Origin of the sequence: Archangium primigenium (genome assembly GCF_016904885.1) — a bacterium.
Taxonomy (GTDB): domain Bacteria; phylum Myxococcota; class Myxococcia; order Myxococcales; family Myxococcaceae; genus Cystobacter; species Cystobacter primigenius.
This window is the reverse complement of record NZ_JADWYI010000001.1, coordinates 540,016-566,977: the sequence shown is the minus strand read 5'-3', so window position 1 is coordinate 566,977 and position 26,962 is coordinate 540,016. Positions and strand designations below refer to the sequence as shown.

General features: G+C 70.4%; 16 protein-coding genes. 8 read left to right on the top strand and 8 right to left on the bottom strand.

Features of this window, described 5'->3' with window-relative positions; genetic code table 11:
- Positions 1-2,261: 2,261 nt before the first annotated feature.
- Together I3V78_RS02390 and I3V78_RS02385 are read left to right on the top strand one after the other, a co-directional pair.
- Positions 2,262-5,555: an amidohydrolase family protein gene (locus I3V78_RS02390; RefSeq protein WP_204484694.1), complete on the top strand. Its 3,294-nt coding sequence runs from the start codon at positions 2,262-2,264 to the stop codon at positions 5,553-5,555.
- A gap of 126 nt (positions 5,556-5,681) precedes the next feature.
- Positions 5,682-9,458 carry a hypothetical protein gene (locus I3V78_RS02385; RefSeq protein ID WP_204484693.1) on the top strand — a complete coding sequence of 1,259 codons (3,777 nt, stop codon included), beginning with the start codon at positions 5,682-5,684 and terminating at the stop codon, positions 9,456-9,458.
- A 14-nt stretch (positions 9,459-9,472) separates the two neighbouring features.
- Here the strand turns inward: I3V78_RS02385 and I3V78_RS02380 are convergent, their stop codons facing one another.
- Together I3V78_RS02380 and I3V78_RS02375 are read right to left on the bottom strand one after the other, a co-directional pair.
- Positions 9,473-9,976 carry a hypothetical protein gene (locus I3V78_RS02380; RefSeq protein WP_204484692.1) on the bottom strand — a complete coding sequence of 168 codons (504 nt, stop codon included), beginning with the start codon at positions 9,974-9,976 and terminating at the stop codon, positions 9,473-9,475.
- Positions 9,977-10,032: 56 nt separating this feature from the next.
- Positions 10,033-11,184, bottom strand: a complete 1,152-nt coding sequence (locus I3V78_RS02375) for an SGNH/GDSL hydrolase family protein (protein WP_204484691.1) — start codon at positions 11,182-11,184, stop codon at positions 10,033-10,035.
- A gap of 104 nt (positions 11,185-11,288) precedes the next feature.
- Here I3V78_RS02375 and I3V78_RS02370 point away from each other — a divergent pair, with 104 nt between their 5' ends.
- The 6 genes from I3V78_RS02370 to I3V78_RS02345 all read left to right on the top strand — a co-directional run bounded on the left by I3V78_RS02370 (position 11,289) and on the right by I3V78_RS02345 (position 17,487).
- Positions 11,289-12,713, top strand: a complete 1,425-nt coding sequence (locus tag I3V78_RS02370; protein WP_204484690.1) for a M20/M25/M40 family metallo-hydrolase — start codon at positions 11,289-11,291, stop codon at positions 12,711-12,713.
- Positions 12,710-13,084, top strand: a complete 375-nt coding sequence (locus I3V78_RS02365; protein WP_204484689.1) for a hypothetical protein — start codon at positions 12,710-12,712, stop codon at positions 13,082-13,084. Before I3V78_RS02370 ends, I3V78_RS02365 begins: the two co-directional genes overlap by 4 nt.
- Positions 13,085-13,120: 36 nt before the next feature.
- The gene (locus I3V78_RS02360; protein ID WP_204484688.1) at positions 13,121-13,906 is read left to right on the top strand and encodes a WecB/TagA/CpsF family glycosyltransferase; all 786 of its coding nucleotides are present in this window, start codon (positions 13,121-13,123) and stop codon (positions 13,904-13,906) included.
- Positions 13,907-14,008: 102 nt separating this feature from the next.
- On the top strand, positions 14,009-15,097 hold the full coding sequence (locus tag I3V78_RS02355) for an acyltransferase family protein (RefSeq protein WP_239576260.1): 1,089 nt from the start codon (positions 14,009-14,011) through the stop codon (positions 15,095-15,097).
- A gap of 28 nt (positions 15,098-15,125) precedes the next feature.
- A complete protein-coding gene (locus tag I3V78_RS02350) occupies positions 15,126-16,406 on the top strand; it encodes a carboxylate--amine ligase (protein WP_204484686.1) in 1,281 nt (426 codons plus the stop codon).
- Between the two features lie 190 nt (positions 16,407-16,596).
- Positions 16,597-17,487 (top strand): fatty acid desaturase family protein, encoded by an 891-nt coding sequence (locus I3V78_RS02345; RefSeq protein ID WP_204484685.1) that lies wholly within the window; start codon positions 16,597-16,599, stop codon positions 17,485-17,487.
- A gap of 13 nt (positions 17,488-17,500) precedes the next feature.
- Here the strand turns inward: I3V78_RS02345 and I3V78_RS02340 are convergent, their stop codons facing one another.
- The 6 genes from I3V78_RS02340 to I3V78_RS02315 form a co-directional block, all read right to left on the bottom strand.
- Entirely contained in the window at positions 17,501-20,281 is a 2,781-nt protein-coding gene (locus tag I3V78_RS02340; RefSeq protein ID WP_204484684.1) for a glycoside hydrolase family 44 protein, read from the bottom strand.
- Between the two features lie 8 nt (positions 20,282-20,289).
- Complete coding sequence (gene epsD / locus I3V78_RS38925) at positions 20,290-21,891, bottom strand: exopolysaccharide biosynthesis glycosyltransferase EpsD (RefSeq protein ID WP_239576259.1); 1,602 nt, start codon at positions 21,889-21,891, stop codon at positions 20,290-20,292.
- Positions 21,888-22,556 (bottom strand): hypothetical protein, encoded by a 669-nt coding sequence (locus I3V78_RS02330; protein WP_204484683.1) that lies wholly within the window; start codon positions 22,554-22,556, stop codon positions 21,888-21,890. Before I3V78_RS02330 ends, epsD begins: the two co-directional genes overlap by 4 nt.
- Positions 22,557-22,651: 95 nt before the next feature.
- Positions 22,652-24,196: an exopolysaccharide repeat unit polymerase gene (gene wzy, locus I3V78_RS02325; RefSeq protein ID WP_204484682.1), complete on the bottom strand. Its 1,545-nt coding sequence runs from the start codon at positions 24,194-24,196 to the stop codon at positions 22,652-22,654.
- 42 nt (positions 24,197-24,238) lie between these two features.
- Positions 24,239-25,429: an exopolysaccharide biosynthesis GT2 family glycosyltransferase EpsU gene (gene epsU / locus I3V78_RS02320; protein WP_204496406.1), complete on the bottom strand. Its 1,191-nt coding sequence runs from the start codon at positions 25,427-25,429 to the stop codon at positions 24,239-24,241.
- 28 nt (positions 25,430-25,457) lie between these two features.
- On the bottom strand, positions 25,458-26,960 hold the full coding sequence (locus tag I3V78_RS02315) for a GumC domain-containing protein (protein ID WP_204484681.1): 1,503 nt from the start codon (positions 26,958-26,960) through the stop codon (positions 25,458-25,460).
- Positions 26,961-26,962 lie beyond the last annotated feature (2 nt).

Here is a 26,962-nt window from a genome sequence, read left to right as displayed (position 1 = left end):
GGGGTAGGGCCCCGGGGAGCGGATTCGCGTGCTTCTAACGGGAGTCGGGCCCGGATGCTCGGGTGACGTGAAGCGGGTCCGGGCGGACGGATGTAGGCGCGAGAAGCGGAGGGATCAGGGCGTCTTCTCGCGGGGAACATCCCGGGCCGGGGTTTCTTCCGGAGGGCGCGGGTGAAGACCCGACTAGGGTGCCCTCATGTTTGGACGTCGGCTCCTCCATCGTGACCTGGCTCGATGCGAACACGTACCGCCTCAATGGCCGGGAGGTTCGTCAATGAAGGCGGGTGCCTGGGGGGTCGTGCTGCTGGCCGCGCTGTGCTCGGGGTGTGTCCGGGGTCCGTTCCCCGCGCCTGTGCCCGTGGAGGACGACAAGACCATTGTGTTTCCCGCGTTTCACGAGCGACCCGCCATTCCCGTGGGGACGCCAGGCGAGCATTACGCGTGGGACGGGGAACTGCTTCGCGCCGTGCTGATCGCCACCCACGATTTCCTGCCGCACAGGACCCAGGACACCCCAGGCGGGCGCCGGTTGGAGGCGCAGCGCTCCCACGTGAGCCGCCAGGGGGACGTCATCTTCGTCTACATCTACGAAGACGAAGCGTCTTGCGGTGGCGGGTATGTCTCATTGGACTCGGGCGTGCGGTACGCGATCAGCGCCGATGGCCGGATCCTTCGCCGCCTCCTCGATGGACAGCCCGATGGCGCCTTGGACGCGTGGGACGGAGACGGCGGGGTTCCCGCGAAGCCGGGTGTGGTCCCGGGCCAGGAGCCCGCTGCTCCCGCCGAACCCAGGGGTCCACTCCAGGAGGTTTCCCCTCACACGGTGGAGCCAGGTCAATAGCGCTGGCCCCCATCCGCGCGGACCGCCTGGCTCGGTGCGCCTCAACGCCTCGAGGATGAGCCTCCAAAACCGTCGCGCGCCCGCTGCTTCAAGGGTTGATGTCCGGAGGGGGGAAAGAGGGCATTCTATCCTCCGTCACGGTTCCTGGCTCCGCCTGGACGGCGGGCGATGTGGGCGCTGGAGGCGCGGAGCTTGTCCCATCGGGCTCTCCATCCAGGAGCCGCTTGAGGATGCGGCCGTCCAGGGAGATGGCGTAGCGCGCGCCGGAATGGAGCGCGGGAAGCTCCCGTCCGCAGGCCACGGGATTCTCGTCGATGCGCACGAAGAGGACGTCGCCTTATCTCATGACGCGGTAGGAATGTGCCTCTTGCCTCGCCCAGCAGGGGGTCTCCTTCCCGCCCGGCGGGAGGACGTCATCGGCGGCGAGTTGAAGCGCCCGGAGGACCCGGCCATCGAGTTCAAACCCGCCTTCGGACGCGTCCAGGTGCACGGGCACGTGCCCGTGGAACGAGGGGAAGACGATGGATGCATCCTCGGGGTGACGCTCGTCTCGAGTGACGCAGCCAAAGAGGGACAGGATGCTGGAGCACCGGTCTCTCACGCATCCGGAAAGCAGAAGTCCTGACATCACGGCGATGAGGCCATGGGACAGGCGCAGGTGACGACACACGGTCTTGGCTGGCTCAATTCGTCGTGATGTCGAATGCATCTGGACCCGTCCAGTTCACGGTGGCGATTTCCCGGCGTGACCACCTGCCTTGGCCCTCATGGGTCCACTGCAGGGGATGTCGTCCGGGGAAATGGGATTCGGATAGGGATGATTGTGCAGCACGAAGACATAACCCAGACTGTCGCGTGGATGGCGTGGATCATCGACGCGAGGAGGGAGATCACATCTCCGGATGGTTGGATCTCCCTGAAGCGTACTCATCGCGAGCATGCTCAACTCATACTGATTGTCGGGCGTATGGTAGATCCAAGCACGGTATTCCGTGGACAATCGCCATCGCAATTTGAAGTCCGGGTCGCTGGGCCGACCGGCGAGTGCATGGGGCTTGCCTGGGATGAGGGGGCACGCGGCCAGCAGTGCATCCGAGTAGTTGGAATAGGGGCCAAAGCCGGGCATGGGTCCGGGAACGCTGTCCAAAGACTCCCCCGCGGCGGGTTGCGCTACACCCGGTATGGAGCGCGGGCCCGAGCAACCTAGCAAACAAGCCAAGCTCAACAACCGCAGGGGGCGCGTGCGGATTTTCAATGGAGTCCTCGTCGAGACCACGCTCCTGATGCGCTGGTTGGAAGGCTATCACGTGCTGCTCTCGGTCGAGCCCGGGAACCCCACCCTGTTCAGTACGTGATGGTGGCCGCCCCTCCGCTTCGGGTCTAGGCTGCGCCCCCTTTTTCTCCGTCCCGAGGATTCGCGGTGACCCGACCGAGCCTTTGCTGCCTCGTGCTCCTGCTGACGAGCGCGCTGTCCCTCCCCGCCCGTGCCCAGGACGCGGGAACGCCCCTGCCCGCGGATGCGGGCACGCCTCCGCCGCCTCCGGGCTGGTGGGACGTCAACGCGCCAGGCTTCCCCGCCACCGAGGTGCCACTCGATGTCACCGAGGGCACGTGGATGAGCCTGGACGTGAGCCCCAAGGGCGACGAGCTCGTCTTCGACCTGCTGGGGGACCTCTACGTGCTGCCCCTCGCGGGCGGTGAGGCGCGGGCGCTCACCAGCGGTCCCGCCTGGGACATGCAGCCGCGCTACAGCCCGGACGGCCAGTCCATCGCCTTCACGAGCGACCGTGGCGGCGGGGACAACTTGTGGATCATGAAGCGCGATGGCTCCTCGCCCATCGGCGTCACCCAGGAGTCCTTCCGGCTGCTCAACAGCCCCGCCTGGTCCCCGGATGGCCAGTACCTCATCGCGCGCAAACACTTCTCCTCGCGGCGCTCGCTCGGCGCGGGGGAGATCTGGATGTACCACCGCTCGGGCGGGGACGGCGTGCAGCTCACCACCCGGCCCAATGACCAGAAGGACGTGGGCGAGCCCGCGTTCTCCCCCGATGGCCGGTATGTCTATTACAGCCAGGACGTCACTCCGGGCGGCGTGTTCGAGTACAATAAGGACCCGAACGGGGAAATCTATGTCATCCAGCGGCTGGACCTGGACTCGCGCGAGACCGAGCGGTTCGTGTCCGGCCCCGGAGGCTCCATCCGGCCCACGCCCTCGCCGGATGGCCAATCCCTGGCGTTCATCCGCCGGGTGCGCAACAAGAGCGTGCTGTACGTCGCGGACGTGACGAGCGGCGCCGAGCGGGCCCTCTACGACGGGCTCGACCACGACATGCAGGAGACGTGGGCCATCCACGGCGTCTACCCGGCCATGGCGTGGACCCCGGACAACACGTCGCTCGTGTTCTGGGCCGGGGGCAAGCTGTGGCGCATCGACGTGGCCACCCAGAAGCTGACGCCCATTCCCTTCCACGTGAAGGGCTCGCGCACCGTCTTCGAGGCCCTGCGCTTCGCCCAGCAGGTGGCGCCCGACACCTTCCCGGTGAAGATGCTGCGCTGGGTGCAGGTGTCGCCCCAGGGCAACCAGGTGGTGTACCAGGCGCTCGGCCACCTCTACGTGCGCGAGCTGCCCCACGGCACGCCCCGGCGGCTCACGACGCAGACGGAGCACACGGAGCTGTACCCGGCGTTCTCCCGGGACGGCAAGAGCATCGTCTACACCACCTGGGACGACGAGAAGCTGGGCACCGTGCGCGTGGTGCCGGTGACGGGCGGCGAGGGCCGGGTGGTGTCCACCCGTCCCGGGCACTACGCCGAGCCCGCGCTGTCTCCGGATGGGCGCTCGGTCGTGTACCGGGCGCTCGGCGGCGGCTACCTGCGCACGGGCCTGCACTCCCGGGCGCGGGGCCTGTTCGTCCAGGCGCTCGCGGGGGGCGCGCCGCGGCTGCTCACCAAATCGGGCGAGTCCCCGCACTTCGGCGCGGGCTCGGACCGGGTGTACTTCCTCACGGTGGAGCAGCGGGACAAGGACGACGAGCGCGCGCTCAAGAGCATGGCGCTGCGGGGAGACGAGCCGCGCACGCACCTGGTGAGCGACGAGGCGACGGAGTACCGGGTGTCTCCAGACGAGAAGTGGGTGGCGTTCCGGGAGAACTTCAATGCCTTCCTCATGCCGCTGCCGCGCGGGGCGAGCGGCGCGGTGGCCAGTCCCGAGACCCGGGCGCTGCCCGTGGCGCGCGTGTCCCGGGACTCGGGCGAGTGGCTGCACTGGTCGGGGGACGGCAAGCGCCTGCACTGGGCGCTCGGGCCGGAGCTCTTCACGCGCGAGCTCAAGAGCAGCTTCGCCTTCCTCGCGGGCACGTCCCAGCCCGTGGACGAGCCGCCGCGGCAGGGGCTCGCCATCGGCTTCCAGGCGAAGAAGGACGCGCCCACGGGCACGGTGGCGCTGGTGGGCGGCCGCGTCATCACCCTGAAGGGCGACGAGGTGCTGGAAGACGGCGTGGTGGTGGTGCGGGGCGACCGGCTGGTGGCGGTGGGGCCGCGCGCCGAGGTGAAGGTGCCCGAGGGCGCGCGGGTGGTGGACGTGCGCGGCAAGACGCTGATGCCGGGGCTCGTGGACGTGCACTGGCACGGCCCCATGGAGGACGACGGCATCCTTCCCGAGCAGAACTGGAAGCTTTTGGCCTCGCTCGCCTTCGGCGTGACGACGGTGCACGACCCGTCCAACGACACGGCCGCCATCTTCGCCACGAGCGAGTGGGTGCGCGCGGGCGGCATGCTCGGGCCGCGCGTGTTCTCCACGGGCACCATCCTCTATGGCGCCGCGGGAGCGTTTCGCGCGCCCATCGACACCCTGGAGGACGCGCGCTCGCACCTGCGGCGCATGAAGGCGGTGGGGGCCTTCAGCGTGAAGAGCTACAACCAGCCCCGGCGTGACCAACGCCAGAAGGTGCTCCAGGCGGCGCGCGAGCTCGGGATGATGGTGGTGCCCGAGGGCGGCTCGCTCTTCCACCACAACCTGAGCATGGTGGTGGACGGGCACACGGGCGTGGAGCACTCGCTGCCCCAGTCCCGGCTCTACGAGGACGTGCGGCGGCTGTGGGCGGGCACGCGCGTGGGCTACACCCCCACGCTCATCGTGGCCTACGGCGGCATCATGGGGGAGAACTACTGGTACGACAAAACCCACGTCTGGGAGGACGAGCGGCTGCTCGCGTACGTGCCCCGGCGCATCGTGGACGAGCGCAGCCGTCGGCGCGTCACGGCACCGGACGAGGAGTACAGCCACGTGCACACGGCCAAGGAGGCCAAGGCCCTGTTGGACCGGGGCGTGAGCGTGCAGCTCGGCGCGCACGGCCAACGCGAGGGCCTGGGCGCGCACTGGGAGCTGTGGATGTTCCAGCAAGGGGGCATGACGCCCCTGGAGGCGCTCCGGGCCGGCACGCTCTCCGGCGCGCGCTACCTCGGCCTGGACAAAGACATCGGCTCCTTGGAGCCCGGCAAGCTCGCGGACCTGCTGGTGCTGGACGCCAACCCCCTGGAGGACCTGCGCCAGAGCCGCGCCATCCGCTTCACCATGGTGGGCGGCCGGCTGTATGACGCTCGCACGCTCGACGAGGTGGGAGGCGCGGGCCGCGCGCGCGCGCCCCTGTACTTCCAGAGGGAGGGCCAGCAGACCTGGGGCCCCGCCTCCGCCTGGGGCAACCACCAGGATTGACGCGGCGCATCCCCGCCGCGCGGGTGATCCGGGAGGGGGGGTGGAAACTTCCCCTCTCAAAACCCGATAATCCGCCGAACGGACTTTTCCCGTCTTGGGACGGGCCCCTTTCGTCGGAGACCTCGGATGACCGTGCCTGTCAGTGGAAGTGGAAGTGCCGCGGCGGCAGCGGCGGCGGAAGCGGCACGGCGGGCGGCGGCGGAGGCGGCGCGCAAGGCGGCGGAGGAAGCCGCGCGCAGGGCGGCGGAAGCGGCGCGTCAGGCCGCCGAGGCGGCGCGCAAGGCGGCCGAGGCCGCGCAGCGGGCGGCGGCGGAGGCGGCGCAGAAGGCCGCCGAGCAGGCCAAGGTCGCCGAGCAGGCCAAGGCCACCGCGAAGCAGTCCGTGGAGCAGGCCAAGGCCATCGACCCCCAGGTGGACCCGGCGGGCGCGAAGAAGGCCATCGGCGAGTCGCAGAAGGCCACCAAGGAGGCCGCGGCGCAGCGCACGGCGGCGGAGCAGGCCCAGAAGGCCGCGGAGCAGGCGCGGCAGACGGCGCAGGCGGCCACCAAGGAGGCCTTCAAGAAGACCAACGAGGCCAACGCCGCCGCCAAGGCCGAGGGCAAGCCCGAGCCCTTCCCGCGCAACGAGGCCCAGCAGCGCACGGCCTTCGATCCGCTGCGCGCCGACGACACGAAGCTCGGCAACTCCCAGGCCGCGCCCTCCAAGGAGATGCAGGCCAAGCTCGACGCGGACCGCGACTACGCGCGGCTCACGCAGCGCCCCGAGACGCGCCAGGCGCTCGACACGCTGGGCGTGAAGGACGGCAGCGGCCTGAAGATGCTCGGCGAGCAGGTGTCGCGCTCGGCCGAGGGCAAGGGCGTGGACGCCACCACGGACAAGCGGCTCGCCGAGGCGCAGAAGACGGTGAAGCCCGAGGCGCTCTCGGAGATCCTCCAGTCCGCCGGCAAGGCCGCGGGCGAGGGGGGCAAGGCCCTCGCCGAGCCCGAGCTGGCCAACGCCATCGCCCGGGGCAAGACGCCGCGGGACGCGAACCTGACCCTCAAGGCGGGCGAGCTGCCGCCGGAGACGAAGGCGAACCTGGAGCGCGTGGGCGTCTCGCCCAAGGATTACGCCGCCGCGAAGCCCGAGGCCCAGCGGGCCCTGGACGCCGCGGGCCAGGCCGCTGGCGACAACAAGCCCGCCGAGGCACTCGACAAGCTGCGCGAGGCCTCCACCCACGGCGCGCGCACGCTGGCGGAGACGGGCGTGGAGACGCTCGCCCGCAACCAGCCGCCGGGGCTCGGCCGCGACCTGCTGTCCGACCCCGCCGTCGCCAAGAAGGCGCTCGACGACGCGGGCACCCGCGACGCCCTGGGCCAGGTGCTCGGCGGCGAGCCCCAGGCCCGCCTGGAGGGCCTCGAGAAGCTCACGCGCGATGACGGCCTGCGCGACACGGCCCTCGATGCCGCGAGCAAGGATCCCTCTCTCCAGCAGACGCTGCGCGAGGTGGGCCTCAAGGGCGCGGACCTGAAGACGCTGGGCGAGGGCGCCGCGGACGTGCTCGACGCCGTGCGCGAGCTCCAGCCCGGCGGAGACACCCAGAAGGCGCTCGAGTCGCTGAGCCACGCGCTCGAGGCGGCCCCCGACCTGGCCCAGGGGGACGTGGCCAAGAAGCTGCTCGACTCGGCCGCCAAGACGCTGCCGGACATGGCCAAGGAGCTGCTCTCCAATCCCCAGGTGCGCGAGCAGGTGCTCGCCGGGGGCGCCGCGGCGCTCGACGCCGTGGGCAAGCTCGGTGGGGGCCAGGCGCTCGAGGGCCTCGCGTCCCTGGCGCAGAACGAGAAGCTGCGCGGCGCGGTGGCGGGCGTCGTCGGCAAGTCCCAGGAGCTCAAGGCGGCGCTGGACAAGGTGGGCCTGGAGCCCAAGGACCTGCTGTCCCTCAAGGACGCGCTCCCGTCCGTGCTCGACGCCGCCCAGAAGGTGGGCCAGAAGGACTTCGCGGGCGCGCTCGACAGCATGCGCGAGGCGCTCCAGCAGGGCGGCCCCCTGAGCGAGAAGATGCTCGGCAAGCTCGCCGATCAGCTCCCCGACTCCATGGGCGTGGGCAAGCGGCTGCTCCAGGACCCGGCGGTCATCAACGAGCTCATCCACAACGATGAGGCCTTCGCCTCCGCCAAGGACCTGTTCACCGAGGGCAAGACGCTGGAGGGCGTGAGCGGCCTGCTCGCCAACGACAGCCTGCGGGGCGCGGTGCTCGACGTGGTGGGCAAGGAGCCCGCCGTCCAGGAGAAGCTCGCGTCCGTGGGCCTCTCGGTCGACGACCTCAAGCAGGCCGGAGACGCGGCGCCGCACCTGTTCGAGGCCGGGCGCGCGCTGCTCGAGGGCGGCCCGGACATTGAGACCGCGCTGAGCGAGCTGGGCCAGGCGGCCGACGCGGCGCCGGAACTGCTCGCGAAGCTGGGCGGGAAGATCGCCGAGAAGATGCCCGAGCCCATGAAGGAGAAGCTCTCCCAGCTGGGCATCACCCCCGAGCACCTCAAGGAAGCGGGCGCGGCGCTGCCCCACCTGGTCAACGCGGCCCAGTCCTTCGCCAACGGCGATCTCCAGGCGGCGCTCGCCTCCATCGGCCAGGCGCTCAAGGGCTCGCCCGAGATCGTCTCCACGATGATCAGCACGGTGGGCGAGAAGCTGCCGGACGGGCTGCTCAAGGACGTGCTCACCGACAAGGCGCTGGTGAAGGAGCTCGTGACGAACGAGGACCTGCACACGTCCATCGGTCAGCTGCTCAGCGGCACGCCCGAGGGCCTCCAGGAGGGCCTGCGCGGCATCTCCGCGAACGAGCCCGCGATGACGGCCGTGGCCGACTCGCTGTGGAAGAACGAGGGCCTGCGCACGCAACTGGAGCGCGTGGGCTTCACCTCGGCGCAGGACCTGGCGGACGCGGGCGGAGCGCTCGATGACGTGATGACGCTCAAGGACGCGCTCACCGGGGACCCCGTGGACGTGAAGGGCGCCATCGACGCGGGCCTGAACATCCTCAACGCCCTGCCCGAGGGGCTCAAGCAGCGCATCGGCGACGCGCTCACCGACAAGCTCAAGCTGCCGCCGGGCCTGTCGGACATGGTGCTCAACAGCGCCGAGGCCATCCAGGATCCCGAGGTGCGCGAGCACCTGAGCGGCGCGGTGCAGGCCTTCGCCGCGGGCAACGTGCAGGACTTCGTCTCGGAGCTGGGCGCCGTGGGTCAGAAGCTGGCCGACGACCACAAGGAGCTGGCCACCGGCTTCCTGGACATGATGGGCAAGCTGCCTGGCAGCGTGGGCCGCTTCTTCGGCGACCCGGAGCTCAACGCGGCCCTGGTGGAGTCGGGCGCCGTGTCCGAGGTCTTCCAGGCCACGCAGAAGTTGGCCGACGGCGACATCATGGGCGCGCTGGGCGACCTGATGGCGGGCGCGGGCAAGGTGATGGAGTACGGCGACAACTTCGAGATCAACGGGCCCGTGTTCGGCAAGCCGCACGTGGAGCTGCCCTTTGGCGCCGAGGGCATGGAGATGGTGGGCCGCATGGCCACCCAGTTCGTGGAGGCCCTGCCCGAGTCGGTGAAGAAGGAGCTGCAGACGAAGATCGCCGAGACGGTGGCGCGCGCGGGAGGCTCGGCCATTCCGGGCGGCAGCATCATCAGCGCCATCGGCGACGGCATCGATCTGGTGGACGAGCTGGGCAAGGACGACAAGGACTGGGTGGCCATCGGGCTCAAGGGCGCCGAGGTGGCGCTGGACCTGGCGGGCACCATCCCGGCGCTCGGCGGCATCACGGCGCCCCTGCGCACCATCGTGGGCACCATCGACGCCATCCACGACATCGGCTCGACGATCAGCGACGCGAGCAGCTTCGGCAACGAGTTCGCCTTCGGCGCCCCGGCGTAGCCGCGGGGCCGGCCCTACTTCCGGCCGCGGATGAAGGCCACGGCGCGCGCCGTCTTCTGGGCCTCCGTGCCGCTGACCTCCAGCAGGCGGTCGGCGGGCACGCCCTGGAAGAAGGCGCGCACCGTGTCCTGGGCCCGCTGGACGAAGACGTCGTAGTCCGCGTCCTGCATGCCCATCTTGAGGGCCCGGGCGCGCTCGTTCTGCATCTGGTCGAAGGCGTAGATGAGCGCCGCGGGCTGGATGCCGTAGGCGGTCCACGTGACGCTGTGCAGGGCCAGCCGCGTGTGGCCCGCGGCGAGCGTGTCGAGCGCCGCCTGGTAGTAGGGCCCCATGCGGGGGTCGGGACCCGGGCTGTTGAGCTTGAGCAGCGCCTCGCGGGCCTCGGGGTCCTGGGACATCACGCGCGCGATGTCCGTCTGGAGCACCAGGTGCAGGTCCGCCTGGGCGGCCGCCTGCCGCATCCACGACGTGGGCGCGTTGATGGGCGAGGCATCGAACAGCACGATGAAGCGGCTCATGGCGTCAGCTCCCGTCGCGTGAAGGCGTGCCCGCGAGCATACACGGGCCCCGGGGCTCACCAGCCCAGGGTCTGGATGAACTTGCCGATCTCGTCGGCCATGGCCCGGTGGGAGTTGGCGGTGGGGTGCCAGTCTTCCCCGTAGGGCCCGGTGGGGATGGGCGTATAGGCGAAGTAGTGCACCCGGGGGTCGCCCAGCGAGGCCACCATGTCCGAGGTGTACTTCTGCATCTTCGTCCAGTGCTGGCGGTCCTTCGGGTAGTTGTCGTTCATCATCGGGCCCACCGAGCAGATGATGTGCGCCGAGGGGTAGTAGCCGCGCAGCCGCTGGACGAACTTCGCGTACGTCTCCTTGAAGGGCCCGGGCTCGGGCGTGGTGGGCAGGTCGTCCTCCGGGTTGATGACGTTGAAGTCGTTGTTGCCCAGGTTGATGATGACGATGTCCGGCACGAAGAGGGAGAAGTCCCACACGGACGCCTCGTCGTCCGGGAGGATGCGCCCGTAGCGGTCCGGGTAGGTGCCTTCCGTGGCGCCCGTGTTGTTGCGGTACATGCCCGTGCCGGAGATGCACGAGTGCATCACCTCGGCGTCGAAGCGCTGGCCCAGGAACGCGCCATACGCCTGGGAGATGTCCTCGTTCTTCGAATTGAAGCCCGTGTTGGGCTCGGTGTACTTGTTGCTGGTGTTGATGCTCGCCTCGTTGCCGTAGCCGCACGAGATGGAGTCCCCGACGATCTCCAGGCGCCGCTCGGGGCGGGGCGGCGGGTCCAGGAGGATGCCCTGGAGGCCCACGCCGATGAAGCGCACGGGGCCCACGTAGGCCTCGGTGCGCTTGACGATCTCGATGGTGTGCTCGCCCGCCTTGAGGTTGCGCGCGCCCCGGAGCATCTGGGCCTTGCCCGGCACGAGCTGGACCTTGGCCTCCGTCTCCCCGTCGACGATGACGTTGACCCAGTTGGTGTGCTCCGGGCCGCCCGTGCCCTGGTCCTCGAAGGCCACGTCCACGCCGGTGCAGTTGCAGCGAAAGCGCACGGACGTGCCGGGAAACGCCCAGACGGGGCCCTCCTCGGAGAGGGTGAAGTCCATGCGCCCGCTGTACTGCAGCTGCGGCTCGTACGCGGAGTAGTCGTACCAGGCGGTGAAGGGCTCGCAGCTGCTCAGGACGAGTCCGAGCGCCAGGGCGAGCCAGGCGAGGGGAGGTCGGTGCATGGGGGGTGAGTATCGCAGGCCGAACCAGGGCTTGCGAGGCGGCGCGCCGGGGACGAGAGTGGGCCCCGCGCCGTAGCCCCCTTCCTGCTTCCTGGAGTGTCGCCGTGTCCGCAGCCCTTCCGCTCTCCGCCGCCCTCTTGTCGCTGCTCACCGCCACGCCCAAGGCTCCGGTCCGGGCGGAGGCGCCCCGGGCGAGCGCGGGTCCCTCGTTCCAGGTGGCCGAGCGGCTCATCGGCGCCGCGCTCACCGAGGGCCATGCCTACACGCGCCTGGCGGAGCTCACCGACGGCGTGGGCCAGCGGCTGTCGGGCTCCGAGGGCGGGGAGGCCGCGGTGGCCTGGGCGAAGAAGGCCTTCGAGGCGGACGGGGTGACGGTGCGGCTGGAGCCGGTGAAGGTGCCGCACTGGGTGCGCGGCGAGGGGCGCGGGCGGGTGCTGGCGAGCGAGCGCACGCGGGGCCACGCCCTGGCGCTGCTCGCCCTGGGGGGCAGCGTGGGCACCCCCGAGGGCGGCCTCACCGCCGAGGTCATCGAGGTGCGCTCGCTGGAGGAGGTGGCGGCGCTGGGGGACAAGGCCAAGGGCAAGGTGGTGTTCTTCAACCACGACATGGCGCAGCCGCAGGACTACGGGCGCGCGGCGGGCCTGCGCACCCGGGGCGCGTCGGCGGCGGCGAAGGTGGGCGCGGTGGGCATGCTCATCCGCTCGCTCTCCACGGCGTCCCTGCGCACGCCCCACACCGGCGCCATGTCGTACGACGAGAGCGCCCCGCGCATCCCGGCCGCGGCCGTGTCCGTGGAGGACGCGGAGCTCTTGCACCGCCTGCTCGCCGGGGGCCCGGTGAAGGTGGAGCTCGTGCTCGGGTGCCAGACGCTGCCGGACGCGGACTCCTTCAACGTGGTGGCCGAGGTGAAGGGCCGCGAGAAGCCGCGCGAGGTGGTGCTGCTCGCCGCGCACCTGGACTCGTGGGACGTGGGCACCGGGGCGCACGACGACGGGGCCGGCGTGGTCATGGTGATGGAGACGGCGCGGCTGCTCGCGAAGCTGGAGCGCGCGCCCCGGCGCACGGTGCGCGTGGTGCTCTACGCGAACGAGGAGAACGGCCTGCGCGGCGGCCGGGCCTACGCCGAGGCGCACGCGGCGGAGCTGGGCGAGCACGTGGCGGCGCTGGAGATGGATGGCGGCGGCGGCAAGCCCCTGGGGGTGGTGTTTCGCGCCGGGGCGGGCGCGCGCGAGCTGCTCACCCCCTGGATGAAGCCGCTCGAGGCCCTGGGCGCCGACACCTTCCTCCCGGGTGATGCGAGCGGCGCGGACATCTCCCCGCTGATTCCCGCGCGGGTGCCCTTCGTGGGCCTGCGCGTGGACGCGAGCCGCTACTTCGACGTGCACCACTCGGAGGCGGACACCCTGGACAAGGTGGACCCCAAGGACCTGGCGCACAGCACCGCGGCGCTCGCGTGGCTGAGCTACGTGCTGGCCGAGGTGCCCGGCGTGCTCGCCCGTCCCGAGGCCCCCGCGAGCCCCAAGCCGTGAGCGATCATCCGGAGCTGGAGAAGCAGCGCGGCTCGCGCAAGGGCCGGCTCGCCCCCGAGCAGCGCGAGGCCCTGCTCCAGGCCTTCCAGGCGGTGCGCGAGCACGTGCACGCCTCGGGGCCCGAGGAGTCGAGCCCCGTCTTGTCCCAGGGCTGGGTGGACCGGCGGCGCCTGGTGTTGGTGGACCTCTTGCTCACCGTCTGCGAGGAGGTCCTGCGGGGCGAGACGCTGGGCGCGCGCGAGGTGGCCGAGCGGATGCACCCGGTGCTGGTGGCCGCGCAGGAGATCACCCCCGGGTATTCGCTCGGCAAGGCGGCGGCGCTGGTGCTGGAGGCGCTGGAGGAGGGTGAACCAGGGCTGGAGGTGGACTGAAGTCCCGCCTATCCTCGGGGGCCGAGGGGAGAACACATGGCCACACCGGAGGACAGCCGCAACGCGCGGGCGCGTGACTTCATGGCGCTGATGAACCGGCTGCGCATCGTCGAGGACGAGGCGGCGGAGAACGCGCTGCTCGATGAGCTGACCCGGCCGGGCGCGCCGCTCATCCTGTCCTTCGTGAACGCGCACGCGGTGAACCTGGGCTGGAAGCAGCCGGGCATGCTGGACGGGTTGATGCGCTCGGACATCCTGCTGCGCGACGGCATCGGGGTGAAGCTGGGCCTGCGCGCCTTCCACCGCCGCTACGGGCTGAACATGAACGGCACGGACTTCATCCCCCGGCTGGCGCGCGCGTACGCGGGCCGACGCGTGGCGCTCTTCGGCACGCGCTCGCCCTGGCTCGACAACGCCCGGCGCGCGCTGGAGGGCTGGGGGCTCACCATCGTGGCCTGCCACGAGGGCTTCGATCCGCCCGAGACCTACCTGCGGCTGGCCGCCGAGACGAAGCCGGACCTCATCCTCATGGCCATGGGCATGCCCAAGCAGGAGGAGGTGTCGGTGAAGCTGCGCGACGCCCTCACGCACCCGGTGCTCATCGTCAACGGGGGCGCGGTGCTCGACTACATCGGCGGCAAGGTGCCCCGCGCGCCCCGGGTGATGCGCCAGACGGGCCTGGAGTGGTTGTTCCGCCTGGCGGTGGAGCCGCGGCGGCTCTTCGGTCGCTACGTCGTGGGAATTCCCGTCTACTTCGCTCACGTGGCGGAGGTTCGTTGGAGCCACGAGGGCCGAGCGGCGAGCGGGCAGGCGGAGCCCTGAGGCTCGCTGTCCGGGCGAGCGCGTGGGGCTCTTGTCGGCCCTCGGGAATTCTGCGTTGCTAATGCGGACATGGATTCAGCCAAAGCCGCCCATCAAGCCTTTTTGCGGACGAAGACCTTTGGAGCCCTGGACGGGCTCCGGGCGCTCGCGATCCTCGCCGTGGTGCTCTACCACGTGCTTGAGGCGCGCGAGGGACTGGTGGGCCGCTTCTACCTGAGCGTCTCGCTGTTCTTCGCCATCAGCGGCTTTCTCATCACCACGCTCTTGCTGCGCGAGCGGGATCAGACGGGCACCATCTCGCTGAGGGGCTTCTACGCGCGGCGCTCGCTGCGCATCTTCCCGCTCTACTACGCGGTGTGCGCGCTCTACATCGTGCTCGTGTTCTTCATGGAGCACGACCCCGTGGTGCGCGGGGCCTTCTTCGACAACGTGCGCTACTACCTCACGTACACGTCGAACTGGTTCGTCAAGCTGGACGAAGGCCGCATCATCTTCTACTTCGCCTGGAGCATGGCCACCGAGGAGCAGTTCTACCTGCTGTGGCCCTTCGTGGTGCGCTACTTCAAGAGCACCTGGGGGCCGGTGGTGTTCATGTCGGGCCTGCTCGCGCTGGGCCTGTTCGCCGGCTGGGGCGTGAGCTCGGGCTTCCTCGACGCGCGCCTGCTCTGGGTGCGCATCATGTCCAGCATCTCCATCTCCATCTGCATGGGCTGCCTGTCCGCGTACCTCACGCACTACGAGCGGCCCTTCGCGGCGACGTGGAAGGTGCTCGGCCAGGTGTGGAGCGTGCCGGTGCTGGTGGCGGTCGTCACCGCGGCCATCTGGAACCACGACACGCCGCTGTGGCTGTCCTCGCTCCTGCTCACGCTCACGGTGGTGGCCATGTGCATCCGGCCCCAGCACGTGTTCGCGCCGTTCGTGGACCACAAGTGGCTGCGCTACATGGGCTCCATCACGTACGGCATCTACCTGCTGCACATGATCGCGCTCAACATCGTGCGCCGCGTGGTGCCCGTCCACAACCTGTGGCTCTACTACGTGCTGACCATCGCCCTGAGCGTCGTGATGGCCACGTTCAGCTTCCGCTACTTCGAGAAGCCCTTCCTCAAGCTCAAGAACCGCTTCGACTGGCGCGACCAGAAGAAGGCCCAGCCCGCGGCTCAGCCCGTGGTCCCGGCCAACCCCGGCTAGCGCGCCCCTCAACAGGAGACCGACCGTCATGACCACCCCCGAGCGCGCCCCCATGCTGCTGACGATGGCCGATTACTACGGCACGCTGGCCGCGGCGCGCAGCCTGGGCCGGCTGGGCATCCCCATCACCATCGCCGAGTCCAAGCTGCTCGCGCCCGCCCGGTGGAGCCGCTACGTGACGCGCCGGGTGGAGTGTCCGGACGTGGGGGACTCGGACGCGTTCCTGGAGTGGCTCCTGCGCTTCGGGCAGAAGAACCCCGGCCACGTGCTCTACCCCACGAGCGACGACATGGCCTGGCTCTTCGCGCTGCACCGCGACGAGCTCGCGCCCCACTTCCGCATGTACCAGCCGCCCGTGGACGCCATCTACGGCCTGCTCAACAAGCAGCGGCTGCACGACCTGTGCAAGGACGTGGGCCTGGACACGCCGCAGACGTGGTTCCCCGAGGACGAGGCGGGCCTGGAGCGCGTGGCGGCCGAGGCGCGCTTCCCCGTGCTGCTCAAGCCCCAGACGCAGATCCTCTTCGAGAGCCACGTGAAGGGCTCGCAGGTGGAGCGCGCGAGCGAACTCTTGCCGCGCCACCGCGAGTTCCTGGAGAAGAACCGCTACGGGCGCAAGCTCCTGGCGTACGACGCGCGGGCCAACCGGCCCATGGTGCAGGCATTCCACGCCGAGGCGGCGCAGAACATCTTCAGCCTGAGCGGCTTCGTGGACCGCACGGGCGAGCTGTTCGTGGCCCGCGGGGCGCTCAAGGTGCTGCAGCGGCCGCGCAAGCTCGGCATCGGCCTGTGCTTCGAGGAGGTGCCGGTGGACGTGGAGCTGGCGGAGAAGGTGCGCCAGCTGTGCAAGAAGCTCGGCTACTTCGGCACCTTCGAGGTGGAGTTCATCCGCGCCGGGGGCCGGCAGCTGCTCATCGACTTCAACCCGCGCTTCTACAGCCAGATGGGCTTCGACATCGCGCGGGGCATGCCGCTGCCGCTCTTCGTGTACGAGGCGGCGTGTGGCCATGAAGCGCAGCTGGCCGAGGTGGCGCGCGCGGCGCTCGCGTGGAAGGGCGGGGGCCAGTACATCTACTGCCACCGGGGCATCTTCGAGCTGCTCCTGCGCGCGCAGGGGCTCTCGGGTCGGCTGTCCTCGAACGAGGTGACGCACTGGCGCGAGTGGTACGCGCGCAACCGCGAGCGCGCCGTGGACGCCGTCATGGACCCGGGCGACTGGGTGCCGTGGATGGTGGACGTGGCCATGCACCTGCGCTCCTACGCGCGCCACCCCAAGGGCTTCATCCGGACGATGGTGCTGGACCGGTAGGGCTGGACCGGTAGGGCCGTACCCGCCCGGATGTCATGGGCGTGTCACGGAAGCAGCCAGGGGGCCAGGGGGATGCATCGCCGGCCTCCGGCTACGCGGGTCTTTCCTGTATGCTGCCGGGCACCTGCTCACCGCTCCCGATGGCCCCGCCCCCCGGCGGACCGCCGGCTCGGCTCTTCATGGAAGGCGCATGTCCCTGTTCCGCTACCCCGAGGATCGCATCCCCGTCCTGATGTTCGCGACCGTGTTCGCGTTGGACCTGACGGTGTACTTCCAGGCCAGCTCCTGGTGGTTGCCCGTCCTCTGGTTCGGCCTGGGGATCATCCCCAAGGGGTGGATCAGCTCCTGGAACCACCACCACCAGCACCTGACCATGTTCAAGCACGCGCTGCCCAACCGGCTCTTGGAGATCGTCTTCGGCTTCCAGACGGGCGTCACGTCGCACGCGTGGTTCCTGCACCACGTGGTGGGCCACCACCGCAACTACCTGGACCAGGAGAAGGACGAGTCCACGTGGAAGCGGCCGGACGGCACGGTCATGGGCGAGCTGGAGTACTCGCTCAAGACGTCGCTCACCGCCTACCCGCGCGCCTTCAAGGTGGGCTGGGAGCAGCCGCAGCAGAAGAAGGCGCTGCGCCTCTTCGTGAGCATGGCGCTCCTGCACGTGGCGCTGCTCGGCGTGCTCTTCTGGCACAACTGGTTCAACGCGCTGTTCGTCTTCCTGCTGCCCATGGCGGTGTCGCTCTACGTGACGGCGTGGGCGACGTACTTCCACCATGTGGGCCTGGAGACGAAGGACCACAACGAGGCCTCGTACAACATTCTGCACAAGGGCTACAACCTGATGACGGGCAACCTGGGCTACCACACCGCGCACCACTCGCGGCATGGCCTGCACTGGTCGAAGCTGCCGGAGCTGCACGCGCAGCTGGCGCGTCACATCCCGCCCAACCTCTACCGCGAGCCCGGCATCCCCTTCGTGTGGATGGGCTCGGAGGCCAAGCTGGAGCTGACGCCCGAGCAGGTGGAGGCGCTCGCCGCCTCGGCGCCGGCGGCCGCGCCCAAGCGCGCGGCGGCCTGAGCGCCCCGGGACCTCACGGCTGGGCGAGCGTGAGGTCCAGCACCGCCATGCTCCAGGGGGACAGCACGGTCTGCACGGTGCTGCCGGACTGGAGCAGGGACGGGTTGGGGGCGAAGCCCGTGGCGTCACCCCGGTAGGTGTAGAGCCTGGCGCCGGTCACGTTGCCGCAGCCCTTGAGCTCCACCTGGGTGTTGCGCGCCGTGTTGGGCGACAGGTTGAGCGCCACGGCCACCATGTGCCGGCCATCGTCGCTGCGCGAGGCGAACAGGGACTGCTCGTTCACGTCCGAGTCGAAGCGGCTGGGCACGTAGGTGTCCAGGAAGCGCCCGCCCTTGCCATCGAAGTTGCGGTAGGCGCGGAAGGCCCAGAACGTGGGGCTGTAGGCCGGCGGGTACGTGAAGAGGAACGCCGAGGTGAGGCCCTGCTCGGCGAAGCGCCCGAGCGCCTCGGCCTGGGCGAGCCCGCCGCTCATGTGCTGGGTGGCGCCGAAGTTGTACTCGCCCAGGGACAGGCCCAGGCCCGGGGCGTTCTCCGACACCCAGCGGCGCATGCGCGGGATGAGCTCCACCGTGTCGTCGATCCACGACTCGTCGCGGAACTTGGGGTCCCACAGCGCGCGCACCGAGCGGATGCGCCGCGCGGAGGTGGCCGCGTCCGTCTCGCCCCGCTCCTCGAAGCCGATGCCCTCACCCTGCGGGTAGAAGTGCAGGTCGAACACGTCGAGGATGCGCGTGCCCGTCTGCTTCTCGTGCTCGCGCAGCTTCTTGAGGTACCAGGCCACCAGCGGCACGTTGCCGTGCGCCTTGCGGTCCTTCTTGTTGCCGCCGGGCACCACGTCCGCGGCCGAGGAGAAGTAGTTCGTCCAGCCCCACTCGGCCGGCCCCGCGATGATCGCGTCCGGGTCCGCCTGCCGCACGGCGGTGCCGTAGGCGATGGTGCGCTCGAGCAGCTCGTCATAGGTGACGGGCTCCGGGTGCACGTCGCGGTGCGTGGTGTTCCAGAGCATCGGCTCGTTGTCGAGGATGTACATCTGCACGCTGCGCCCGCGCTTCTTGTCCTTCTCGCGCAGGGTGCGCACCCACTCGTGGATGAAGGCGGGCGGGGCCTCCACGCTGGTGAGCGTGGGCACGGGGGGCACGAGCGCGTCGCCGCCGGAGGCCAGGCCGTTGCCGGCCTCGGGCACGTCCGGATCCATCTTCTGCTGCGGGCCGAAGAGGGAGCGCGGGAAGCTGGTGGAGGTGGCGTCCTTGGCCACCCAGCCGAGCATGGGCACGGTGAGCGCGGACTGGACGCCGTTCTTGAGGTTCGTCTCCAGGAAGGTGTCGGCGGTGTACTGGGGGCTCGTGCCGAGGACGATGTTGCGGAAGAAGTAGTCGTTGGCCGTATTCCAGACGTTGCCAAGCTTCCAATTGTAGCGGGAGGTGGGGTTGCCGCCCCAGCGGCGCGCGGTGGCGCCCAGCTCCCACTGGTGCTTGTCCTTGAGCTCGCGCAGGTTGTTGAAGGCGATGCCGTAGATGAGCGGGCTGATGGCGTGGCCGGGCGCGGTGCAGTCCACCACCACGCGTGACGGCCGGGCATTGCCCACGGGCAGCCGGCCGCCGCCCACGCTCGCGGCGCTCGGCAGCGAGGCGGGGGAGGGCGAGGCGGGCAGGGGCGCGGAGGCGATGGGCGCGGCGGCGACGGGCGCCGCGTCGGGCGTCACCAGGCGGCCGAAGCCCACCTGGTTGAGCGCCACCTCGTCCGGGCCCACGTCCTTGTGCGCGCGCAGCACCAGCTTGGTGAAGGGCAGCTTCTTCGGGTTGAGCTCGTCCATGGGGACGAACACCTGCGTCCAGCCGTCCTCGCGCAGGGTGACGTACGTGTCCGACAGCTTCACGCGCGGGAAGAGGGCCTCCATGTCGGAGTCCAGCCGCACCTCGAGGAAGTCCCCGAAGCCCGCGGGCGCGCGGTAGCGCAGGGTGAGGCCGCCGAGCTCCGCCGCCGGGAGGTCCTTCTTGGAGAGCGACCAGCCGCCCATGCGCGCGAGCTTGAACTTCGCCGGGCCCTGCGCCTGCAACTCGTGGGGGGCCCAGCCGCCATCCACCCAGCCCTCGCCCAGGCCGTTGTCGTAGGCGAGCTCCTGGGGCGCCACGGTGGGCTTGGGGGCCTCGGGCGCGCCCGCGGCCTGGGCGGTGGCGGGCTCGGCGGCGCCAATGCCCTCCACGAGCGTCATGCCGCCCGGGCCGGTGAGGCCGAGCTGATCCACCTCCACCCAGTCCGCGCCCACGGGCTTGTAGGCGCGCAGCACCAGCTTGGTGAAGGGCTTCTTCTGGGGGTTGAGCTGCTCGAAGGGGATGAAGAGCTGCGTCCAGCCCTGCTCGCGGCGCGCCACGTGGCGCGCGTCCACGCGCACCCGGGGAAAGAGCACCTCGCCCTCGGAGTCCAGCCGCACCTCGAGGAAGTCGCCATAGCCCTCGGGGGCGCGGTAGCGCAGCGCGAGGCCGCCGTAGTCACCCGAGAGGTCGGGCTTGCTCAACATCCAGCCGCCCATGTTGGACAGGCGCAGCTTCGCGGGGCCGGGCTCCTTGGTCTCCCGGGGGCTCCAGCCCTCGTCCGTCCAGCCCGCCTGGAGCGTGGTGGCGAAGGCCGTCTCGGTGAGCGCGGGGATGTCGTAGACGCCGCCCGGGATGGGCGTGGAGGCCGTGGCCGCCTGGGACTCGCCGCGGTTGCAGCCCTTGCAGCCGGAGAGGCCGCCCAGGCACACGCTGGCCGACAGGGCCACGAGGGCCCGCCGACCGCGACCCGTCCTGCCCATCCGCCGGCTCACTCGTCGTCCGTGTCGCGGCGGGCGATGATGCGCGCGGGGATGCCCACGGCCACGCTGTCCGGGGGCACGTCCTGGAGCACCACCGCGTTGGCGCCGATGCGCGAGCGGGCGCCGATGGTGATGGGGCCGAGGATGCGCGCGCCCGCGCCCACCCACACGTCGTCCTCGATGACGGGGTAGCCGTCATCCTTGGCGGTGCCCACGGTGTTGTTGCCGTAGAAGCGCACGCGGTCGCCCACCTTGGCGTCGCCGCCCACCACGGTGCCCAGGCTGTGCACGAAGTACACGCCCTCGCCCAGCTCCACGTCCTTGCCAATCTCCACGCCGAGCAGCGCCGTCTGCGCCACGCGCAGCGCGTGGTTGCCCAAGGGCACGCCGAGCCCCCGCGCCGCCTCGCGCAGCCGCTGCAGCGCGAGCACCCGGAAGCCGTCGGACATGAGCACCATGGAGGCCACGGCCTTCACGCCCGTGTGCCCGTGCTCGGCGCGCGCCGCCTCCAGCGCGTCCGCCTTGAGCGCCTGGGCGAGCTTGAGCACCTGGCCGGGCTTGCCCCCGGTGAGCGCGTAGCGGCCCACGTGCCCGAGCGCCCGGCCCAACGAGCCCGCCTCGGCCCGCGCGCCCCGGAGGTACTCCATGGCGTACGTCACCGAGGTGCCCATGAAGGCGAGCTTCGTCTGGCCCGCGGCGTCCGCCCGGCGCGCCGCGGCCATGACGGCCTCGGTGAGCGGACGGCTGGCCTCGGGCGCGATCACCGCCGCGGCGAGCAGGGGCCGGGCCAGCGGGTTCATCTCGAAGAGGAAGCGCCAGGGGTCCACCTGGGGCACGTCCGGGTGCTTGTCCGCCACGCGCGAGTCGAACACGCCATAGCGGTGCGCGCGCTTGAGCCACTTCTCGTAGCTCGTGTGATCCGAGCCGTGCAGCACGTGCGCCTGGGCGGCGAACTCGAAGCGGCAGCCGGCCTTCTCCAGGCGCACGCCCAGCTCGATGTCCTCGGACTGGCCCAGGGTCTTGTCGAAGCCGCCCGCGGCCACGTAGTCCTCGCGGCGGAAGGACACGTTGCCCGTGAAGAGCTGCCAGCCATGGGCGCGGCGCTTGGGCCCGCTGAGGCTCGCGGCGATGCGGTTGTTGAGCCAGGCGTACCAGCGCTCGAACAAGGGCATGTCGGAGATGGCGGGGTCCGGGCGGATGCCGCCGATGACGACGTTGCGCGAGCCCACGGGGTGGCGCGCCAGGTGCAGCGCGAGGAAGTCCTCGGCCACCTGCATGTCGTCGTCGGTGATGAGGACGATGTCCCCCTGGGCCGCGATCACGCCCCGGTGCCGCGCGGCGGCCGCGCCCGCGTTGGCCTGCGTCTGCACGCGCAGCGTGTAGGGCAGCGAGAGCTTCTCCAGGTGGGGTGCCACTGGCTCCTGGGAGCCGTCATCCACCACCACGACCTCGAACTGGGAGGGGGCGAGCGTCTGCCGGGCGAACTGCGCGAGCAGGCGCTGGATGAGGTCCGCGCGGTTGTACGTGGCAACGACGACACTCAGCCTCGGGCGCGGGGCCACGGGCCGAGGGGGGACGACGGCGCCAGGGGCGCCGGACGCTGCGTTCATTTCTTCGGAGCTCCGGACGGGGGCTGGAGGGTAACGCTCCCGAGGAAGCGCTCCTTCCCGATGAGTTCCAGCGTGCGCCGCGCGGACGTGTAGTCCGAGGTGCCGAGCGTCACGCACAAGAGCGCGCGCTCCGCGGCCAGCGCCACTTCCAGGCCGAGCGGGTTGGCGACGATGGAGTCGATGAGGACGATCACCCGGTCCCCCTGCTCCACGTAGGCCTGCATCTCGCTCACCACGTGCTGGGAAGCGCCCAGCTCCAGGCCCTCGGCGTCCAGGAAGTGCAGGGGCGCGCTGCTCTGGCGCGCGGCCACCTCGAGGATGGCCTGCACCGCCTGCACGCCCGAGCCGCCCTCGTGGGAGGGCACCACCACGAGCGAGGACCAGCGCTGGCGCTGGTTGAGCATCGCCCACAGGTGCAGGAGCGTGCTGGAGGGAGGCTGGGGCGCGGCGGGCTTGTACGCGGGCTCGGCGGCTTCCGCGGCGGCGCCGTCCATGCCCAGCGTGGGCTCCACGGGCACGAGCGGGTTGGACGCGGGCCGATTGCCACGCACCACGGACAGCGGCTGAACCACGCGGCGACCCTCGGGCGGCGTGGGGGGTGAGCCACCACCGCGCGAGCCACCCTTGTTCTTCTTGTCGTTCGGCTCGAACATGGCTGGGGCCATGTTACCGCGTCGCGGGGGGTTTGGCACCTCAGAAGGGGCGCTGTCCTGACGCGGACTGTCGTATTTGCGTGGCCTCTTGGGCCTGCGGTGCGCTATCATACAGGATTTCCCACCGGAGTACCGGTTTTACCATTTTCCGGAACGAATCGCCGGGCCTCGGCACTCGGCCAGGCGCCGGTGAGGGTCGCCATCTTGCCCGCGCACGTCGCGGCCATGGCGATGAGGATGGTGCCCAACCAACTGATGGTGCCCATGTCTCCGAAACACTGGTTGGCATAAGCGATGAACACCGCCATGGCCACTAAACAGCACGCGCGCCAGGTGGGTTCCCGTGCGTGGCGGTAGGCGCGCACGGCGAGGAAGATGGAGATGGACAGCCAGGTCCACAGACCGCTGAAGCCCACCACCCCGCCGAAGGCGAGCATGCCCAGCACCGAATTGTGCGGGTGGTAGCGGTAGTCGGCGAAGGCGTGGGAGATGTCCGGCAGGGGGATGACCTCGTCGAACTCGTGACCCCAGCCGCGGCCCATGACGGGGTTGGCCTCCCAGGTGTGGATGACGTCCAGGTTCTCGATGTCGCGGTAGTCCATCTGCCCCTTGGCGAGGTTCTCGCCCTCGATCACGGACTTGACGATGCCCACCGGGCCGAAGACGCCCGTGGGGTTCTGCCAGCCCACGGCCAGGTAGAAGGGGAAGAAGGGCATCAGGATCAGCACGACCTGCATGAGCCTGCGCTTGAGCGGGCTCCAGGCGCTCAGCATGAAGGCGGCCATGACCGAGAACATGAAGCTCACGTAGGCCATGCGCCGGTCGTTGTAGTGCATGCCCATGAAGATGATGGCGCACACCCAGAGCATGCGTTTGAAGTGCTGGGGGGTGGGGTCCTCCAGCCACGAGTAGATGACGCAGGCGAGGCCCGTCACGTAGAGGATGGAGTCGGAGTGCGTGGTGGCGTACTCGAAGTAGTAGCCCCGGGGCCGGGCGATCATCACGATGAACCACGCGCCCAGGCACGCCTTGGTGCAGCAGCCCACGACGATGATGCGCCCGAGCGCGCGCAGGTCCTCCGGGCCTTTCAGGGCCACGTTGAAGAGCGCCACCATGAGCGGCAGCACCGCCATCTGGTGCCACTGCCACTGGGCCACGCGCGAGTTGCCCCCGTTGATGAAGATGCCGAACACCTGCAGCCACGCGATGGTGGCCGGCAGCACCAGCAGCCCGATGACCAGCGGCGTGGGCAGGCTCGGGGTGAGCGGGTCCGTCTTGATGCCGTTGACGCGCCGGTAGATGTAGAGCGCCAGGAAGCCGAGGATGCCGATGTCCAGCAGGGGAAAGCCCAGGCCGGGCACGCCGAGCACGTTGCTCAGGTTGAGGAAGAGCAGCTTGCCGGGGAAGTACAGCGGGGACTGCCAACGGCCCTCGTAGGGCACCTCGGGCACCAGGTCCACCGTGACGGCCGCGGCGAACAGGGCCAGGGTCAGCTTGCGCACCGGCTGCTGGCACACCCAGTACAGGAAGGCCGCCAGCACCATGGGCATGGGCGCCACGGCGGGAAACAGGATGACGAGCCCGAGCGTGACCACCACGAGCAGGCCCAAGAGGGCCATGAAGACGGGAGTGCGTGAAAGAAATGCTTCCATCGTCCTCCCCGGGACGGCCTGTCCTGGCCGCCCGTCAATCGCTCAGGGCTTCTGCCCCTCGCGCGTCGTCCGCACCCACTCGCCCTTCTTCTCCGCCGGGCGGCTCACCAGCAACCACAACTTCCACGCCACGTAGAACGGCGCCCGGGCGAGCGCGAACAGGCCCTGCACGCCCTGGCCCGACACCCACCAGCCCCGCATCACGTACGCCACCAGCGACAGCACACACGCGCTCGCCACCCATGCCGACACCGCCACGCTCCCCTGCGCCCAGGACAGCGCGAGAGAGGCCACCGTCAACGCTCCGGCCCCGAGCACCACCCAACTGAGCGGAGGCACGAGGAGATCCGCCGCGAGGTCCACCAACACCCGGTCCCGCTTGCGCAATCCCTCGGCGAGCAGCGGCAGACCGTGCTGGCGCATCATCGCCAGGCGGCCCCCCTCCCAGCGCCGGCGCTGCGAGCGCGACGCCTTCTCGCCGGACACCATCTCCCCGAGCGCCTCGGCCTCCCAGGCGTAGTGCACACGCTCGCCCGCCTGCCCCAGGCGGATGCCGTACTCCAGGTCCTCCACGATGGAGAACGCCTCGTGAGGCACCCGGCGGATGATGGCGTGGGTGAAGCACATGCCATTGCCGCGCAGGCCACACGACACGCCCAGGCGCTCGCGGCCCATGGAGCGCACCTTGTGGAACAGCGCCATGGCCACCGCCATGAGCCGCGTGCGCCACGAGGCCTCGGGGTTGAGCACGCCGTAGTGCGCCTGCACCGCGTGGGCCCCCGCCTCCAGCCGGAGCGCGAAGGCGTGCAGGAGGTTGGGCGTCACCTGGGTGTCCGCGTCCACCACCACCACCGCGTCGGCGAAGCCGTCCTTCAGGCTCGTCTCGAACGCGAGCTGCAGCGCGTAACCCTTGCCCCGCAGCTCCTGGTTGTGGCGCACGAGCACCGTGGCGCCCGCCTCGCGCGCCCGCTCCGCCGTGGCGTCCGAGCAGTTGTCCGCCACCACCACGATGCGCCGCAGCGCCGTCGGCCAGTCCACCCCGGAGAGGTTGCGCACCGTGGTGGCGATGCCCGCCTCCTCGTTGTGCGAGGGGATGATGACGTCGAACTTGAGCCGCGGCGCCACCGGGGGCGGCGCCGGCTTGAGGCCCGACAAGAGCGTGAGCAGCAGCAGGTAGCCCGAGGCGGCGAGCACCGGCACGGCCAGGACGAGGAGCAACAGATCGAGCAGCATCACGGGGGGAAGACTCCGGTCGGGACAGCTAGCGGGACTGATGCTCCAGGGGCAGTGTTTCCATCTCGGCCAGCACGGGCAGTCCCAACCCCCGCTTGACCTGCCAGGACTGCAACAGCCGGCCACTGAGCACGTCGCGCGCGATGGCCGCGAACACACCCAGCAGCAGCCCCGCGAGGATGCCGCCGATGGCGATCACCTTGGCGTTGGGCTTCATGGGGGCCCGGGGGAACTCCGCCGGGGTGAGCACCGTGTAGCGGTACTTGAACGTCGCCTTGACGATGTCCGTCTCGTACTGGGCCGTCTGGATGCGCCGGCGCAGCTGCTGCAGGTTGGCGCTGCGGATGCGCACCTCGTCCAGCGCCGTGGCCGCCTTGGGATTCTCCGACACCGCGGGCAGGATGCCCATGAGCACGCGCTCCAGGCCGTACGGATCCGGCACCGGCTCGTCCGGGAAGGGCACCGAGCCGCCGCCGATGCGCTCGTAGTCGCGCGTCATCTGCTTCTCCTCGGACCTGAGCGTGCTCGTGTTGAGCGAGCCCTCGGCCTGCAGCGCCGCCACCTGCTGCTCCAGGGACACGAGGTTCGGGTGGTTCTCGCCCACGAGCTTTCGCTGGGCCACCATCTCCGCGCGCAGGCCCTCCAGGCGCCGGTTGTACAGGTTCTCCGAGTCGTCGATGGCGCGGCGCTTGGCGCGGATGAGAAAGCGCATCTCCGCCATCTGCTGGTTCGTGTTGAAGCCGCCCACGCGCGGGTCTCCCACCGCGCGCCGCCGCTCGATCATGATGGCCGCGAAGATCTTCTCGAAGCTCGTGAACGCCTGGGTGTAGGCCTCCAGCGCCGTCTTCTCGTGCTCCTCGAGGATCTGCCGGGCGTCCGCGATGCTCGACAGGTCCTCGCGCTGGCGCGCCTCGAGGAAGCCCTGCTGCGCGGCCTCCACGAGCTCGTAGGCCAGCTGGGGCTCGGGCCACATGACGGAGATGGCCACCCGGCCATCCTCGGTGTTCACCGTGAGCGCCTTCTCCAGCATGCCCACCATGGCGTCCAGCTTGATGTCCTCGCTCGGGCGCCCGGACACCGTCTGCATCACCTGATCCTTGAAGCGCAGGAGCGGGGCGCGCGTGGAGTCCCAGCGGTCCAGCAGGTTCACCCGCTTGATGAGCGACACCAGGTTCTCGCGCCGCATCACCAGCTGGGCGGCCGAGCGCGTCACCGAGTCGATCTCCCCCGGCGGACGCAGGGGGTTGGGCGGATCCGCGTCCAGGGCCGGGATGCGGTCCGGGTTGACGAGCGCGGCGATGGTGGAGGCGCGCTTGGGCAAGAGCGTGGCCTCCGCGTAGAACGTGCGCGGCAGGAACTTGGCGAGCGTCAGGCCGAGCGCCGCCGTCAGCACGAAGGTGCCCAGGGCGAGCAGCTTGTGGCGCAGGATGGCGTTCTTCACGTAGCCGAAGTAGTCGCGCATCGCCTCCCAGTCGAAGATCTGGGATTGGGTGCGCTCGGCTTCCGGGGCGTCGTCGTGAGGGGCGGGCATGG

Bases quoted from the DNA above. Each gene is read 5' to 3' on its own strand.
- I3V78_RS02385 (WP_204484693.1), top strand. From the start codon at position 5,682: ATGACCGTGCCTGTCAGTGGAAGTGGAAGTGCCGCGGCGGCAGCGGCG.
- I3V78_RS02380 (WP_204484692.1), bottom strand. From the start codon at position 9,976: ATGAGCCGCTTCATCGTGCTGTTCGATGCCTCGCCCATCAACGCGCCC.
- I3V78_RS02375 (WP_204484691.1), bottom strand. From the start codon at position 11,184: ATGCACCGACCTCCCCTCGCCTGGCTCGCCCTGGCGCTCGGACTCGTC.
- I3V78_RS02360 (WP_204484688.1), top strand. From the start codon at position 13,121: ATGGCCACACCGGAGGACAGCCGCAACGCGCGGGCGCGTGACTTCATG.
- I3V78_RS02350 (WP_204484686.1), top strand. From the start codon at position 15,126: ATGACCACCCCCGAGCGCGCCCCCATGCTGCTGACGATGGCCGATTAC.
- I3V78_RS02345 (WP_204484685.1), top strand. From the start codon at position 16,597: ATGTCCCTGTTCCGCTACCCCGAGGATCGCATCCCCGTCCTGATGTTC.
- I3V78_RS02340 (WP_204484684.1), bottom strand. From the start codon at position 20,281: ATGGGCAGGACGGGTCGCGGTCGGCGGGCCCTCGTGGCCCTGTCGGCC.
- epsD (WP_239576259.1), bottom strand. From the start codon at position 21,891: ATGAACGCAGCGTCCGGCGCCCCTGGCGCCGTCGTCCCCCCTCGGCCC.
- I3V78_RS02330 (WP_204484683.1), bottom strand. From the start codon at position 22,556: ATGGCCCCAGCCATGTTCGAGCCGAACGACAAGAAGAACAAGGGTGGC.
- wzy (WP_204484682.1), bottom strand. From the start codon at position 24,196: ATGGAAGCATTTCTTTCACGCACTCCCGTCTTCATGGCCCTCTTGGGC.
- epsU (WP_204496406.1), bottom strand. From the start codon at position 25,429: ATGCTGCTCGATCTGTTGCTCCTCGTCCTGGCCGTGCCGGTGCTCGCC.
- I3V78_RS02315 (WP_204484681.1), bottom strand. From the start codon at position 26,960: ATGCCCGCCCCTCACGACGACGCCCCGGAAGCCGAGCGCACCCAATCC.